The organism is Xanthobacter oligotrophicus (assembly GCF_008364685.1).
Classification (GTDB): Bacteria; Pseudomonadota; Alphaproteobacteria; order Rhizobiales; family Xanthobacteraceae; genus Xanthobacter; species Xanthobacter oligotrophicus.
This window is the reverse complement of the sequence record NZ_VTTL01000003.1, coordinates 146201-159130: the sequence shown is the minus strand read 5'-3', so window position 1 is coordinate 159130 and position 12930 is coordinate 146201. Positions and strand designations below refer to the sequence as shown.

General features: G+C 67.1%; 12 protein-coding genes. 5 read left to right on the top strand and 7 right to left on the bottom strand.

Annotated features, from left to right (window positions below; all coding sequences use genetic code 11):
* Positions 1 to 106 precede the first annotated feature (106 nt).
* The 4 genes from FZ033_RS05745 to FZ033_RS05730 all read right to left on the bottom strand — a co-directional run bounded on the left by FZ033_RS05745 (position 107) and on the right by FZ033_RS05730 (position 4719).
* The gene (locus FZ033_RS05745) at positions 107 to 994 is read right to left on the bottom strand and encodes a carbohydrate ABC transporter permease (protein ID WP_149575192.1); all 888 of its coding nucleotides are present in this window, start codon (positions 992 to 994) and stop codon (positions 107 to 109) included.
* Positions 995 to 1103: 109 nt separating this feature from the next.
* Positions 1104 to 1955, bottom strand: a complete 852-nt coding sequence (locus FZ033_RS05740) for a carbohydrate ABC transporter permease (protein WP_408068469.1) — start codon at positions 1953 to 1955, stop codon at positions 1104 to 1106.
* Positions 1956 to 2217: 262 nt separating this feature from the next.
* Positions 2218 to 3531, bottom strand: a complete 1314-nt coding sequence (locus FZ033_RS05735; RefSeq protein ID WP_149575190.1) for an ABC transporter substrate-binding protein — start codon at positions 3529 to 3531, stop codon at positions 2218 to 2220.
* A 111-nt stretch (positions 3532 to 3642) separates the two neighbouring features.
* On the bottom strand, positions 3643 to 4719 hold the full coding sequence (locus FZ033_RS05730; protein ID WP_149575189.1) for an ABC transporter ATP-binding protein: 1077 nt from the start codon (positions 4717 to 4719) through the stop codon (positions 3643 to 3645).
* A 317-nt stretch (positions 4720 to 5036) separates the two neighbouring features.
* On the opposite strand from FZ033_RS05730, the gene FZ033_RS05725 reads away from it, so the two are divergent.
* From FZ033_RS05725 to FZ033_RS05715, 3 genes are all read left to right on the top strand, one after another.
* The gene (locus FZ033_RS05725; RefSeq protein WP_149575188.1) at positions 5037 to 5993 is read left to right on the top strand and encodes a 2-hydroxyacid dehydrogenase; all 957 of its coding nucleotides are present in this window, start codon (positions 5037 to 5039) and stop codon (positions 5991 to 5993) included.
* Positions 5994 to 6144: 151 nt separating this feature from the next.
* On the top strand, positions 6145 to 6987 hold the full coding sequence (locus tag FZ033_RS05720; RefSeq protein ID WP_149575187.1) for a protease inhibitor Inh/omp19 family protein: 843 nt from the start codon (positions 6145 to 6147) through the stop codon (positions 6985 to 6987).
* A 494-nt stretch (positions 6988 to 7481) separates the two neighbouring features.
* Positions 7482 to 8399 (top strand): TorF family putative porin, encoded by a 918-nt coding sequence (locus tag FZ033_RS05715; RefSeq protein WP_149575186.1) that lies wholly within the window; start codon positions 7482 to 7484, stop codon positions 8397 to 8399.
* Between the two features lie 642 nt (positions 8400 to 9041).
* On the opposite strand, the gene FZ033_RS05710 is transcribed toward FZ033_RS05715, so the two are convergent.
* From FZ033_RS05710 to FZ033_RS05700, 3 genes are all read right to left on the bottom strand, one after another.
* On the bottom strand, positions 9042 to 9374 hold the full coding sequence (locus FZ033_RS05710; protein WP_149575185.1) for a DUF167 family protein: 333 nt from the start codon (positions 9372 to 9374) through the stop codon (positions 9042 to 9044).
* Between the two features lie 14 nt (positions 9375 to 9388).
* Positions 9389 to 9679 carry a YggT family protein gene (locus tag FZ033_RS05705; protein ID WP_149575184.1) on the bottom strand — a complete coding sequence of 97 codons (291 nt, stop codon included), beginning with the start codon at positions 9677 to 9679 and terminating at the stop codon, positions 9389 to 9391.
* Positions 9680 to 9793: 114 nt separating this feature from the next.
* Positions 9794 to 10006 (bottom strand): hypothetical protein, encoded by a 213-nt coding sequence (locus FZ033_RS05700; protein WP_149575183.1) that lies wholly within the window; start codon positions 10004 to 10006, stop codon positions 9794 to 9796.
* A 312-nt stretch (positions 10007 to 10318) separates the two neighbouring features.
* On the opposite strand from FZ033_RS05700, the gene FZ033_RS05695 reads away from it, so the two are divergent.
* Both FZ033_RS05695 and FZ033_RS05690 read left to right on the top strand, forming a co-directional pair.
* Positions 10319 to 11272 (top strand): acetyl-CoA carboxylase carboxyltransferase subunit alpha, encoded by a 954-nt coding sequence (locus FZ033_RS05695; RefSeq protein ID WP_149575182.1) that lies wholly within the window; start codon positions 10319 to 10321, stop codon positions 11270 to 11272.
* A 192-nt stretch (positions 11273 to 11464) separates the two neighbouring features.
* Positions 11465 to 12841, top strand: a complete 1377-nt coding sequence (locus tag FZ033_RS05690) for a hypothetical protein (protein ID WP_188079324.1) — start codon at positions 11465 to 11467, stop codon at positions 12839 to 12841.
* The last annotated feature ends 89 nt before the right edge of the window (positions 12842 to 12930 follow it).

The following is a 12930-nucleotide window of genomic DNA, read 5'->3' as shown; positions in this document are numbered from 1 at the left end:
CAGCGAAGGCGCAAAGGGGTGCCACGGTCGCGGCCGAAGGGCAAGCGGGCAAAGCTTCGCAGGGGAAGCTTTGCCGACCGGGGGAGGTCCCGCCTGCGCGAGATGCCTATTCCTTCACCGCTCCGGTCATGGACGACACGTAGTAGTCCACGAAGAAGGAGTAGAGGATCACCACCGGCAGCGAGCCCAGCAGCGCGCCGGCCATCAGCGAGCCCCATTCATACACGTCCGAGCGCACCAGCTCGGTGAGCACGCCCACCGGCACGGTCTTGTTCTCCGACGACTGGATGAAGGTGAGCGCGTAGATGAACTCGTTCCACGACAGGGTGAAGGAGAAGATGCCCGCCGAGATCAGGCCCGGCACCGACAGCGGCAGCAGCACCTTGATCAGGATCTGCCAGCGCGAGGCGCCGTCCACCAGCGCGCATTCCTCCAGCTCGAACGGGATGGAGCGGAAATAGCCCATCAGCAGCCAGGTGGAGAACGGCACCAGGAAGGTGGGGTAGGTGAGGATGAGGGCGAGCTTGGTGTCGTAGATGCCGAGCCCGAACACCATGATGGCGAGCGGGATGAACAGGATGGAGGGCGGCACCAGATAGGCGAGGAAGATGCCGAGGCCGACCCAGCGCGAGCCGTTGAAGCGCAGCCGCTCGATGGCATAGGCGGCGAACACCGAGGTCACCAGCGAGATGACGGTGGCCGCCACCGAGATGTAGATGGTGTTCCACAGCCAGTGCGGATAGGAGGTCTCGAACAGGAGATACTTGATGTGCTCCAGCGTCGGCTCCACCACCCAGAGCGGCGAATAGTTGTTGTAGTCGGTGAGCTGGTAGTTCGGCTTGATGGCCGTGATCGCCATCCAGTAGAACGGAAACAGCAGCACGAAGACGAACACCAGCAGCGGCAGGATGACCGTGACCAGCCGCCGGGGCAGGCTGTCGAGATAGCTCATGCCCGTGGAATTGTCGGTCATCTGTTCGGAAGTTTGGGTCATGGGCGGGTCCTCGACGCGGGCGCGGCGCTTTCCCTCACCCGTATGCGGGTAAGGGTCGGGGAAAGGAAAGAGCGGGAGGGGCCGGTGCCGGCCGGGCGGGGCGTGGCCATCAGTCGGCTCCGCCCTGCTGCCACTTGCGGCGCTGGAGGCCGAAATAGCTGAACAGGATCGCCCCCAGCAGGAACGGGATCATGGCCACCGCGATGGCCGCGCCCTCGCCCAGGGAGCCGCCGGGAATGGCGCGCTGGAACGACAGGGTCGCCATCAGGTGGGTGGAGTTCAGCGGCCCGCCGCGCGTCAGCACATAGATGAGCTGGAAGTCGGTGAAGGTGAACAGCACCGAGAACGTCATCACCACCGCGATGATGGGCGAGAGCATGGGCAGCGTGATGTAGCGGAAGCGCTGCCAGTTGGTGGCGCCATCCAGGGTCGCGGCCTCGTGCAGCGAGGGCGAGATGGTCTGCAGGCCGGCCAGCAGCGAGATGGCGACGAAGGGAATGCCGCGCCACACGTTGGCGGCGATCACCGAGGCGCGGGCGTTGGCCACGTCGCCGAGGAAGTTGATGGGCGTGGAGATGAGCCCCATCTTGATGAGCGCCCAGGAGATGATCGAGTACTGGCTGTCGAAGATCCACCAGAAGGCGATGGCCGAGAGCACGGTGGGTACCACCCAAGGCAGCAGCACCACGGCGCGGAAGAAGGCCTTGAACGGCAGGTTCTCGTTCAGCAGCAGCGCCAGCCACAGGCCGAGCGCGAACTTCAGGATCGAGGCGGCCACCGTGTAGAGAATCGTGTTGAACACCACCAGCCAGAACAGGCTGTCGCCCATGAGCGACTGGTAGTTCTCCAGGCCGATGAAGACGCCGGCGCGGCCGATCCTTGTGTCGGTGAAGCCGAGCCAGACGCCGAGCCCCAGCGGATAGGTGAGGAAGAACAGCAGGAACACGGCGGCCGGCAGCATGAAGAGGATGCCGATCACATGCCGGCCCTGGCCGATGCCGGCCCAGAAGGACCGCGAGGGGGACGGCTCGGTCGCAGTGACGTTGGCCATGGAAGGAATCTCCGGGAATCTGACGTGCCGTTCTCCCCAAGGGGGAGGGGGCGGCCGGCCTGAAGCCGGTGCCGCCGCTGTCGGGAAATGCCCTCTCCCGCGTGCAGGGCGAGGCGGGAGAGGGCGGAGCGGGAAGGGGCTCGGGCGCGTCGGCGCCGGAGCCCCCGTCACATCAGCGGTAGATGCGCTCCGCGCGCTGCTGGGCGCGCTTGGCGGCTTCTTCCGGGGTGCGCTGGCCGGTGGCGGCTTCCGCCACCATGTCCACCACGATCCAGTCGGCCATGGCCGCCGCCGACTTGGGGCCGAGCGGACCCGCATAGCCGTTGGGCTGCAGGGTCTCGGAGGCGACCGAATAGGCGGCGTGGATGGGCTTGGAGGTCCACACCGGATTGTTGGCGAAGGCCTTCAGCGTCTGGCAGCAATAGGCGCTCGCGCCGGTGAGCCAGGCATTGTACTGCGGCGCGTCGAACATGAAGGCGAGGTAGGCCTGGGCCGCCTTCGGGTACTTGGTGTACTTGAAGATGCAGGCCTGGGTGGTCTGGTGCAGCTCCACCTTCTTGCCGATGGGGCCGATGGGGAAGTTGGTGGACTTCATGTCCGCCGCCATGTCGGCGAGCTTGGGGTCGTTCGCCGCCGCATAATAGATGGACACGCCGTTCGCCGTCACCGACAGGTCGCCAGCGATGAAGGCGCGGTTGTTGTTGACGTCGAGCCAGCTCTCGGTGCCGGGAATGAAGGTCTTGTACAGCTCGGCGGCGTAGCGCAGGCCGGCGACGGTCTCCGGCGAGTTGATCACCACCTTGCCGTTCTCGTCGACCATCTTGCCGCCGTGGCTCCACAGGATCCAGTGGCAGTAATTGTTGCCGTCGCCCACGCCGTGGCCCAGCGTGAAGCCCATGGGGTGGTTGATGGCCTTGAGCGCCTTGCCCAGTTCCAGCAGGCCCTTGGTGTCCTTCGGGAATTCGCTAAATCCAGCCTGCTTCACCCAGCTGTCGCGATAGACCACCGCATTGCCGATGGTGGCCAGCGGCAGCGCCACGAAGCGATTGTTGACCTGGGCATAGACCTCGTTGCCCGGATAATAGCCACCGTAGGTGGCGGAGAGGCCCTTGGCGAGGTCGGTCACGTCGAGCAGCTTGTCGGGATATTGCTGGGCGTCATCGAACCAGACCCAGACCATGTCGGGGCCGGAGCCCACGTTCGCGGCCACGGCGGCTTTCGGACGGATGTCCTCCCAGCTCTCCTTGTCGATGCGCACCTCGACGCCGGTGGCCTCGGTGAACTTCTTGGTGTTGGCGAGCCAGGCATCCTCCTCGCCCTTCACGAAGGGCGACCAGCGCAGCAGGCGCAGGGAGGCTCCGGGCTCCGGCTCGAACTTGGGAACGGACTGGCCGAAGGCCTGGGTGCCGCCCAGGAAGGGCAGGGCCATGCTGCCTGCAGCGAGACCGGCGCCGCCCATCAGCACGTCGCGTCTGGAAAGGGTCATTCGTCTTCCTCCCGTGAAGATATGTTTGTTTTGGCGTGCGAGCAGTTCTGGTGCGGCCCTGGCGTTGTGGATTGGCGTCGCCGGGCCGTCTTTGCTGCCGTCTGGAGTGTGTCAGAGGCGGTTGCCCGTCGCCTCCTCAAAAAGGTGTGTGAGGCCGGGCTGCGGCGCGATGTGAATCACCTCGCCGGGGGCAAACGACAGGCGCTCGCGGAACAGGCAGGTGATTTCCTGCCCCTTCTGGCCGGCCTCGCCGAGGCGGGCCACCACCAGGATTTCCGAGCCGGTGGGCTCGGTCACCACCACCGTCGCCGGCACGCCGTTGGGGTCGAGCCGGATGTGCTCGGGCCGCAGGCCGTAGACCACCGCCTGACCGTCGGTGAGGCCGGGGGCTGCCGGCAGGGGCATCTCGACGCCGCTGTCCGTCACCAGTCGCGGGTCGGCGCCGAGGCGCACCTTGCCCTTGACGAAGTTCATGGAGGGCGAGCCGATGAAACCGGCCACGAACTGGTTGGCGGGCCGGTCGTAGAGGTCGAGCGGGGCGCCGATCTGCTCCACGATGCCGTCGTGCATCACCACGATCTTGTCGGCCATGGTCATGGCCTCGATCTGGTCGTGGGTGACGTAGACCGTGGTGGTCTTCAGCCGCTGGTGCAGTTCCTTGATCTCGGTGCGCATCTGCACACGCAGCTGGGCATCGAGGTTGGAGAGCGGCTCGTCGAACAGGAACACCTGCGGGTCGCGCACGATGGCGCGGCCCATGGCGACGCGCTGGCGCTGGCCACCGGAGAGCTGGCGGGGGTAGCGGTCGAGCAGCTTCGTGAGGTTGAGGATTTCAGCCGCGCGCTTGACCCGCGAATCGATCTCCGCCTGGGGCGCTTTGCGCAGCTTGAGCGAGAAGCCCATGTTGGCCCCCACCGTCATGTGGGGGTAGAGCGCGTAGTTCTGGAACACCATTGCGATGTCCCGTTCCTTCGGCGGCATTTCGTTGATCACGCGGTTGCCGATGAGGATCTGGCCGCCGGTAATGTTCTCGAGCCCCGCGATCATCCGCAGGAGGGTGGATTTTCCGCAGCCGGAAGGCCCCACGAGCACCACGAATTCGCCGTCGCGAATGCTGACATCCACCCCATGGATGACAGCCGTCGCGCCATAGGCCTTCTTCACACCGCGAATGTCCACGGTCGCCATGAAGCGTCCTCTCCCTCGTGTTCGCCAGCGCGCCGGGCGGATATCCGTCCGCCTTCAACGTCGCGCGTGATCTTCATTCTGTTTCTTGGGTCCCTTAGGGGAACCTTGCGCCCTCTGTGTGACGCGGCGCGATCATGGTGAAAGCCGAAGCCGGGATCAAGAGGGAATTTAAAACGATTGAACTTTCATTGAACCGGCCCCTGCGATGGGGGTAGACAGGGGGCGTTCCCGGCCGGCGCCGGGATACCTTGCTACCGTTTCCTTGCCCTTGGCATTGGTCCTGGGCCAGATTTGACCGTCGGAACTGAGAGCCTGCCATGACCGATCAAGCCCGCCCGGCCGTCCTTCTGACCGGACCCGTGATGGAAGAGGTGGTGGAGCGCCAGCTCGCCGCCCGCTTCGACCTCCTGCCCCTGGATGGGCTTTCCGACGCCACCGCCGGCGCGGTGCGCGCCATCGCCACGCGCGGCAAGGGGCGGGTGGACGAGGCGCTGATGGCGCGCCTGCCCAATCTCCAGATCGTCGCCAATTTCGGCGTCGGCTACGACACGGTGGATGCCGCCGCCGCAGCCCGGCGCGGCGTGATCGTCACCAACACGCCGGACGTGCTGAACGAGGAGGTGGCCGATCTGACCCTCGGCCTGCTGCTCGCCACCGTGCGGCAAATCCCCCAGGCCGACCGCTTCGTGCGCGACGGCAACTGGCTGAAGGGCGCCTATCCGCTCGGGCCGACCTTGCGCGAGCGCACGGTGGGCATCGTCGGCATGGGCCGCATCGGCAAGGCCATCGCCCGGCGGCTGGAGGCGTTCGCGGTGCCGGTCGCCTATCACAGCCGGCGCCAGCAGCCGGACGTGGACCTGCCCTATCATGCGAGCCTGCTCGACATGGCGCGGGAGGTGAGCGTGCTGGTGGTCATCGTCCCCGGCGGGGCGGCGACCCGCCATCTGGTGAATGCGGACGTGCTCGCCGCTTTGGGGCCGGACGGCATCCTCATCAACGTCGCCCGCGGCACGGTGGTGGACGAGGCGGCGCTGCTCGCGGCACTGAAATCCCGCACCATCCTGGCCGCCGGGCTCGATGTGTTCGAGAAGGAGCCCCATGTGCCGGAGGCCTTCTTCGGCCTCGACAATGTGGTGCTGCTGCCCCACGTGGGCTCGTCGACGCACCATACCCGTGCGGCCATGGGCCAACTGGTGGTGGACAACATCGTGTCCTTCATGGACGGCAAGGGTCCGCTGACCCCGGTGGCGGAGACCCCCTGGCCGAAGGCGTGAGGCTCGGTCTGTCCGTCGGCGCGCGCGTGACCTGTCCGGCGGACGTGGTTCACCCATAGTGGCTCGCCAGAGGCAATCGCGCGCGCACCGGGGGTGAACCGGTAGGCGGAAGGTGGTAGCGTTTCGGCCCGTGTTCGGCTTCGAGGGCAGGATGGCTCCACGGCATATGGGTCTTGCGGCGGCGCTGGTGCTGGGCGCGCAGATGGGCGTGACGCCGCCGGGCGCGGCCCTCGCGCGCGCCGCCACCGCTGGCGCGGCCATGATTCCGGCTGGCATCCAGCTGGCGCAGCGCAGCGATGCGCCCTCCGGCCCTGCAGCGCCCGCCGCGGCACCGCGGCCGCAGGCCCCTCCGCGGCTCGATCCTGCAGTGCGGGAAGCGGGCGCGCGGCTCGCCGCGCCGTTCCGTCTGGCCAATGCCGATGGCTCGCGGACCTGTCCCTTCGCGCTGAAGGCGGAGCCCGCCGGGCCGGGCCTCGCGGTGGAGTTCGACCGGCAGGCCTGCGCCATCATCGCCTTTTCGGCGCAGGTGGTGGCCTGGCTGCCCGACCCGTCCGGCTCCCTGCGCCTGCTCAATGCCCAGGGCCGCACCGTGGCCGAGTTCACCGAAGGCACCAACGGCAGCTTTGAGGCGCTCAGGGAAGGCGACGGGGTCTATTTCCTCGCCAATCCCGCTGCGGCCGACGAGGACGCCGAGATCAAGGTGGAAGAGGTCGTGGGCGAATGGGACCTCGCCCGGCAGGCGGGAACGCCGGTGTGCCGCGTGACCCTGCTCGACCAGCCCGCGGGCAACGGCAAGGGCAAGGCGCTCGCCATCGCGTCGGGCTGTGATCCGGCCCTTCTGCGCTTTGGTCCCGTGGCGTGGGACATCGAGGGCGGCAATATCCTGGTGCGCGGCGACACCGACACCGCCGTGATCCGCTTCGCGCGGCAGGAAGACGGCGGCTGGGCACGGACGCCGGAGCGTGGCCGCCCGCTGCTCATGAACCGGCCTTAAATACCAATAGCTCGTTAGCTTGACTCATGGGCTATTGCTCAAACCCGCGCGGCGCTTGAGCGTCCCCGCTTGGCATCGGTCGAAGACCGAGGCCGATGGCATAAGCAGGCACGCCAGCTTGAGCATCTGCGATCCGGACGCGCCGGTCATGCAGGGCGCGACGGGGGCCGGTTTCGTCTCCCGGTCGTTGGCGGGCGGTCGGACGCCGTCCGAAACGCATCGAGTCGCTGTGGCGCGGCCGCGTCACCCAACTCGGCGTGGCTTACTGAAATACCTCTTCAGAGGCTTCTAAACTGCTCCTGCGTCAGATGTTTTTCGTGTCAGGAACCGGCGTCGTCACCGTTTCGCCAGAGTGCGTTGCATCTTCGCAACACAGAAATCCAGCATTCATGCGGGTTTGCCCAATTGGGTAGCAATTGCTGCCTGAATTTTGCCATTGGACTTGAGGCGGGGACCTGATTTCTATCAATCTAAATCGCAGCCGGGGTACCGTTATGAAGAAGATCGCAGTCGTCGCCGCCTCCTTGCTCCTGGCCGGAGCCGCTTCCGCGGCCGACCTCAGCTCGCCGCTGCCGGTGAAGGCTGTTCCGGCTCCCGAGGCTCCCCTGTGGGATCTGGCCTTCGGCGTGACCGGCACGTCGGACTACCTCTTCCGCGGTATCAGCCAGACCAACAACAACCCCGCCATCCAGGGCTTCGTCGAACTGCAGCTGTTCGACTGGGTGTACTTCAACGTGTGGGCGTCCAACCAGAACTGGGTGAACACCACCATTGACGGCCTCGGCTACACCAACGGCAACAGCTCGCTGGAAGTCGACTTCTCGGGCGGCCTGCGCCACACTTGGGGCAACTTCGCCCTCGACGTCGGCGCGGTCTACTACACCTATCCCGGCAGCAGCTCCAGCAAGGACCCGATCACCGGCCTGAACTTCGGCCCGGGCTCCAGCGACTTCAACTACTGGGAAATCTATGCCAAGCCGACCTACACGGTCGCGCCCTGGCTGACCCTCGGCCTGAACCTCTACTGGACCAGCGATTTCGCCTCCACCGGCACCGATGGCACCGCCCTCTCGGTGACCGCCAAGGTTCCGCTCCCCTCCTTCGGTCCCGGCGAAGCGTTCGGCTGGTATGCGTCTGGCGAGTTCGGCCATCAGTGGCTGTCCACCAGCGCCTACAATTATGAAGTCAGCTACGCCTTCACCGACCTGACCTACATCCAGACGATCCCCGGCTACAACTGGTGGAACGTGGGCGTTGCCTTCACCTACAAGGCCGCCACCCTCGACCTGCGCTACTCCGGCACCGACCTGAGCGATGCCGACTGCGGCTTCATGATCAGCAACACCAACTCTTGCGGCAACAAGTTCCTCGCGACCCTGTCGTTCGCGACCTCCCTGAACGCCCTCAAGTGATCTGAACCGGCGTCCCTGACGCCAGAAGGCGCCGCGCTTACCGCGCGGCGCCTTTTTCTTTTGTGGCAGGAGTAGCTGTCGGGGTGATCCGGCCGGGGCTGGCTGGCTGGTTGGTTGGCTGGTGCGCGGTCCGCCGAGTGCCTGCGTCCCGGCATCCCCGGTGTTGAAACGGGCGACTTATCCTGAGGCGTGTCGCCGGTGCCGGCCCCCGCCGGGGGCATCCGCCAGGGTCATGCGGCCGGGTGCATGGGTCCGCACATGGGTCCGCACATGGGCCGGGCACCGTTTCCCATGGCGCATGAGCCGCGAGGGAAGATCGGATCGGAAGGTTGGGGAAGGAAGGAACGGGGGCCGCAATCCGGCTCCCGGCGCTCGCGCGCTTCGGGACTGGAGCGGCAGGGGTGATAACAATGGCCCATGAGCTTGTCTCACGGGCCATTGGTCAAGCCCGCGCGGCGCTTGAGCGTACCCACTTGGCATCGGTCAACGACAAAGGCCGATGGTATGAGGGGGGGCAAGTGTCCCGGCCGGCCCCTCGGGGCCATCTTGGCCCGGGAGAGGGGCCGAGACTCCGACGAGGTCTTGCAAGCGCCGCTTGGGCTCGCTCAATGGCCGATGATCAGGACCCGCCCATTCTCAGCGTTATTTTCGCGCCTTGCCGGCGGGCGCCGCGGCGGCCTGGGTGAGGGCGGTGGCCAGCTCGGCCGCATTTCCAGCAATGCGGAACGTCTTCACCCGCGCGGTGGCTCCCGACGTGAGCCTGACCTGGGATGCGGCTATTCCTGCCGCCTGCGCCAGCACGCGGGCGACGGCGGACGTCGCCGCGCCGTCCTCCGGCGCGACCTTGACCCTGATCTTCAGGACAGCGCGGCCATCGGACAGCTCCGCCACGCCATCAAGGGCGTCGCGCCCACCCCGCGGGGTGGCACGCACTGTCACCTCCAGGCCGTCGGGCAGGAGCTTCAGGAACGACAAGAGCCCCCCGCCCGTCAGAAGACGTTCGGGTAGATGTAGTAGCCGATGACCTGCTGGATGAAGAAGATGATCAGGATCAGCACCATGGGCGACAGGTCGAGGCCGCCGAGGTTGGGCAGCACGGAGCGGATGGGCGCGAGCACCGGCTCGGTGATGCGGTAGAGGAACTCGCCCACGCTGCGGACGAACGAATTGTGGGGGTTCACGACGTTGAACGCCACGAGCCAGGACAGCACCGCCGAGGCGATGAGCAGCCAGACATAAAGCTGAAGAACGAGAAGGATGACGTCGAGCAGCGCGCGCATCGCAGGAAGGGTCCCCGGGGAGTTGCGCGTCAGCAATAGCCCCCCGAGGCGGTTGTGAACAAGGCCGCAGGCCGCTCGTGACGGGTCCGATGAAGGTTTCCTGCCGCGCCTGCGTCAGCCCGTCGCGTCCCCGTCCCGCGAGCGGCCCGGCTCCGAGAGGGCGCCGGTGCCGGGGGTGCGCTCGGGATCCATCAGCTCGGGCCGGGCATGGGGGCCGGCGGCGGGAAAGTCGTATTCCGGCGGTGGCGCCGGGGAGGCCGGCGCGCGGCCGGGCTTTGCGGCCTTCGGAGCGCTCTGGCGGGGGAGGGTACGTTTATGGGCGGCCATGGCTGCCTCCATGATGTGACCATGATTGGGGAACAACGCTCTCGCCGCCCCTTCCGTTGCAGTGCCGAACGCGAAAGGGGCGGTGCGGCCTTCACGTTTCAGAGCGGCGGCGTTTCACAGCGGCTTTGGCCGGTGCGGGCAGAGCGCAAGATCGGGATGCCTGACCGGCAACCGTGATGTCTGGGACTTGCGCTGCCAGGCTTGACGTGACGACCTTGATTTGCCGACCTTGACTTGCCGACCCGGCGCAGGCAGCTTCCGGCCCCGTGGGCGGCGCCGGTAACGGGCCTCCTCCAACCTTTACGGACCCTCATGCGCAGCTATCTGGACTTCGAGAAGCCGGTCGCCGAACTCGAGGCCAAGGTGGAAGAGCTGCGCGCGCTTGCCTCTGCGGGCGATGGTGTAACCATCACCGACGAGGTGCAGCGGCTCGAGACCAAGGCCCGCGAGGCGCTCCTCGCCCTCTACGCAAATCTCACCCCCTGGCAGAAGACGCTGGTCGCGCGGCATCCGCAGCGGCCCCATTTCGCCGATTTCGCCAAGGGCCTGTTCGAGGATTTCACCCCGCTGGCCGGTGATCGCAAGTTCGGCGAGGACGAGGCCATCATCGGCGGCTTCGCCCGCTTCCGCGGCGAGGCGGTGTGCGTGCTGGGCCACGAGAAGGGCTCCACCACGGAAACCCGCATCCGGCACAATTTCGGCATGGCGCGCCCCGAGGGCTACCGCAAGGCGGCGCGCATCATGGAGCTGGCCGACCGCTTCGGCATTCCCCTGATCTCGCTGGTGGACACCGCCGGCGCCTATCCCGGCATCGGCGCCGAGGAGCGCGGCCAGGCCGAGGCCATCGCCCGCTCCACCGATGCCTGCCTCGCGCTGGGCGCGCCCAACGTGGCGCTGGTGATCGGCGAGGGCGGCTCGGGCGGGGCCATCGCCATCGCCACCGCTAGCAAGGTGTTGATGATGGAGCACGCCATCTACAGCGTGATCTCGCCGGAAGGCGCGGCCTCCATCCTGTGGCGCGACACCGCGAAGGCGCAGGACGCCGCCACCAACATGAAGATCACGGCGCAGGACCTGCTGAAGTTCGGCATCATCGATGCCATCGTGAAGGAGCCGCCCGGCGGCGCCCATCGCGATCCGGAAGCCACCATCGGTGCCGCCGGGGATGCCATCGCCGATGCGCTGTCGCAGCTCGCCGGGCTCGACGGTGCTGCCGTGCGCAAGGCGCGGCGTGACAAATTTCTCGCAATCGGCCGGTCGCTTTAACCATGAGCGCACGGCAGGCGGCCCATGCCGGTCCGGCATCTCATCTTGGCCGCATTTGCCTTATTTTCTCCAAGCCTGCCCAGGCGGTAGCGGCAACGCTCCGCGCGGCGGTCGAGGGTGCTAACGCATCGTCAAGGGGAAGGGGCTAACCCTGTCGGTCCATGTGGCCGATACGGACCCAGGAGTTGCGCGGTGAACCGTTTCGCGTCGAACCGTTCGTGGACGATGGTCTCGTCCCGCATCCGCATGGTGGCCCTGGCCGCCACCGCAGCGCTCGCGCTCGCCGCCTGCAACCAGACCGACTCCGAAGTGGCGCGCAAGGCCAACAAGCCGCTGACGCCCGAGATGGTGTCCCTGATCGCGCAGAAGGACATGTCGCCCGCGAGCCCCATGCTCGTGCGCATCTTCAAGCAGGAAGCCGAGCTGGAAGTGTGGAAAGCCACCTCCGACGGCTCCTATGCGCTGCTGAAGACCTACCCCATCTGCCGCTGGTCGGGCGAACTGGGCCCGAAAGTGAACATGGGTGACCGGCAGGCGCCGGAGGGCTTCTACACCATCACCCCGGGGCAGATGAACCCGAACTCCAGCTACTATCTGTCCTTCAACCTCGGCTTCCCCAACGCCTTCGATCGCTCCTACGGGCGGACGGGCGAGTTCCTCATGGTGCACGGCGACTGCTCGTCGGCCGGCTGCTACGCCATGACGGACGAGCAGATTTCCGAGATCTTCTCCCTGGCGCGGGAGAGCTTCGCGGGTGGCCAGCGGGGCTTCCAGGTGCAGGCCTATCCCTTCCGCATGACGCCGAAGAACCTTGCCCGCCACCGCAACAACCCGAACATGGCGTTCTGGCGCAACCTGAAGCAAGGCTACGACCATTTCGAGGTCACCAAACAGGTGCCGAAGGTCAATGTCTGCGGGCGCTCCTATGTGTTCGACGCCGAGCCGGTTCCTGGCCGCAGCTTCGACGCCAACATGTCCTGCCCGCCCTACCAGGTGCCGCCCCAGGTGGCCTCGGCCGTGGCCGAGAAGCAGCGCAGCGACGAGGCCCAGGTGGCCGCGCTCGCGCCGTCCTCGCCGCTGGCGCCGGTGCGCACCAATGCGGACGGCGGCATGCACCCGGTCTTCCTCGCCAAGCTGAAGGAGCGCGAGAGCGGCCAGATGTCCTTCGCCGCGGCGCCCGGCACGCTGCCCGAATATGTGAATCCGCCCAAGATGACCCCTGAGAAGGTGGCGCTGGATACGGAGGCGCCGGTTGCCCCCGTGGCGACGGCCAGCAGCGCGCCCGTCGCTCCTGCCGCAGCCGCCGCGCCGGCTCCGCTACCGACTGCCAAGCCTGCCCCGGCGGCGCGGGTGGTGACGCCGGCGTCCAAGCCGGTGGCGGCTTCCGCGACGGCCAAGCCTGTTGTGGCCTCGTCTGCGGCCAAGCCTGTGCCTGCGAATTCGGCATCGGACAAGCCGGCAGCCCAGGCCTACAGGCCGGCCACGGTTGCTTCCGTTGGCACGCTGACGCCGCCGGCCTCGGTGTCGGGTGGCTCGGCCATCATGTCCACCGGCACGTTCTCGCAATAAGGCTCCGGTCGCGGCCCCCTTGCGGGGGCCATGCGGCCGCGCTTAGGCTTGCGCCCATATGGGGCGCGTCTGTCTGGCCTGGTCCTTTG

Bases quoted from the DNA above. Each gene is read 5' to 3' on its own strand.
- FZ033_RS05745 (WP_149575192.1), bottom strand. From the start codon at position 994: ATGACCCAAACTTCCGAACAGATGACCGACAATTCCACGGGCATGAGC.
- FZ033_RS05740 (WP_408068469.1), bottom strand. From the start codon at position 1,955: ATGCTGCCGGCCGCCGTGTTCCTGCTGTTCTTCCTCACCTATCCGCTG.
- FZ033_RS05735 (WP_149575190.1), bottom strand. From the start codon at position 3,531: ATGACCCTTTCCAGACGCGACGTGCTGATGGGCGGCGCCGGTCTCGCT.
- FZ033_RS05730 (WP_149575189.1), bottom strand. From the start codon at position 4,719: ATGGCGACCGTGGACATTCGCGGTGTGAAGAAGGCCTATGGCGCGACG.
- FZ033_RS05725 (WP_149575188.1), top strand. From the start codon at position 5,037: ATGACCGATCAAGCCCGCCCGGCCGTCCTTCTGACCGGACCCGTGATG.
- FZ033_RS05720 (WP_149575187.1), top strand. From the start codon at position 6,145: ATGGCTCCACGGCATATGGGTCTTGCGGCGGCGCTGGTGCTGGGCGCG.
- FZ033_RS05715 (WP_149575186.1), top strand. From the start codon at position 7,482: ATGAAGAAGATCGCAGTCGTCGCCGCCTCCTTGCTCCTGGCCGGAGCC.
- FZ033_RS05705 (WP_149575184.1), bottom strand. From the start codon at position 9,679: ATGCGCGCGCTGCTCGACGTCATCCTTCTCGTTCTTCAGCTTTATGTC.
- FZ033_RS05700 (WP_149575183.1), bottom strand. From the start codon at position 10,006: ATGGCCGCCCATAAACGTACCCTCCCCCGCCAGAGCGCTCCGAAGGCC.
- FZ033_RS05695 (WP_149575182.1), top strand. From the start codon at position 10,319: ATGCGCAGCTATCTGGACTTCGAGAAGCCGGTCGCCGAACTCGAGGCC.